At 56.2% G+C, this 1,572-nt stretch carries 1 rRNA gene; it reads right to left on the bottom strand.

Features of this window, described 5'->3' with window-relative positions:
• Positions 1 to 53: 53 nt before the first annotated feature.
• Positions 54 to 1,569 (bottom strand): 16S ribosomal RNA (locus J5Y21_RS11525).
• Between the last annotated feature and the right edge of the window lie 3 nt (positions 1,570 to 1,572).

Genomic DNA, 1,572 nt, shown 5'->3' on the forward strand with positions numbered 1-1,572 from the left:
CGGGCACTCAACCAACACACCCACAACTGCGGGCAAAAATAAAAGCTCCTTAGAAAGGAGGTGATCCAGCCGCACCTTCCGGTACGGCTACCTTGTTACGACTTCGTCCCAATCGCCGATCCCACCTTCGACAGCTCCCTAACGAGTTTGGGCCACCGGCTTCGGGTGTTACCAACTTTCATGACGTGACGGGCGGTGTGTACAAGGCCCGGGAACGTATTCACCGCAGCGTTGCTGATCTGCGATTACTAGCGACTCCGACTTCATGGGGTCGAGTTGCAGACCCCAATCCGAACTAAGGCCGGCTTTAGGCGATTAGCTCCACCTCACAGTGTCGCAACGCGTTGTACCGACCATTGTAGCATGTGTGAAGCCCTGGACATAAGGGGCATGATGATTTGACGTCATCCCCACCTTCCTCCGAGTTAACCCCGGCAGTCTCTCATGAGTCCCCAACCAAATGCTGGCAACATAAGACAAGGGTTGCGCTCGTTGCGGGACTTAACCCAACATCTCACGACACGAGCTGACGACAACCATGCACCACCTGTACACCAGCCACAAGGGAAACTACATCTCTGCAGCGATCCGGTGTATGTCAAGCCCAGGTAAGGTTCTTCGCGTTGCATCGAATTAATCCACATGCTCCGCCGCTTGTGCGGGCCCCCGTCAATTCCTTTGAGTTTTAGCCTTGCGGCCGTACTCCCCAGGCGGGGCGCTTAATGCGTTAGCTACGGCACGAACCCCGTGGAAGGGACTCACACCTAGCGCCCACCGTTTACGGCATGGACTACCAGGGTATCTAATCCTGTTCGCTACCCATGCTTTCGCTCCTCAGCGTCAGTTACTGCCCAGAGACCTGCCTTCGCCATCGGTGTTCCTCCTGATATCTGCGCATTCCACCGCTACACCAGGAATTCCAGTCTCCCCTACAGCACTCAAGTTATGCCCGTATCGCCTGCAACCCCGCAGTTAAGCTGCGGTATTCCACAAACGACGCGACAAACCACCTACGAGCTCTTTACGCCCAGTAATTCCGGACAACGCTCGCACCCTACGTATTACCGCGGCTGCTGGCACGTAGTTAGCCGGTGCTTCTTATCCAGGTACCGTCACTTTCGCTTCGTCCCTGACGAAAGGAGTTTACAACCCGAAGGCCGTCATCCCCCACGCGGCGTCGCTGCATCAGGCTTGCGCCCATTGTGCAATATTCCCCACTGCTGCCTCCCGTAGGAGTCTGGGCCGTATCTCAGTCCCAATGTGGCCGTACACCCTCTCAGGCCGGCTACCCGTCGACGCCTTGGTAGGCCATTACCCCACCAACAAGCTGATAGGCCGCGAGCTCATCCCACACCGAAAAACTTTCCACAATGGCATCCAAACCATCGTCCTATCCGGTATTAGACCCAGTTTCCCAGGCTTATCCCGAAGTGCAGGGCAGATCACCCACGTGTTACTCACCCGTTCGCCACTCGAGTACCCCTGCAAGCAGGAGCCTTTCCGTTCGACTTGCATGTGTTAAGCACGCCGCCAGCGTTCATCCTGAGCCAGGATCAAACTCTCCACAAAAAA

It is taken from the genome of Corynebacterium sp. Marseille-P3884, from assembly GCF_017942225.1.
Taxonomy (GTDB): domain Bacteria; phylum Actinomycetota; class Actinomycetes; order Mycobacteriales; family Mycobacteriaceae; genus Corynebacterium.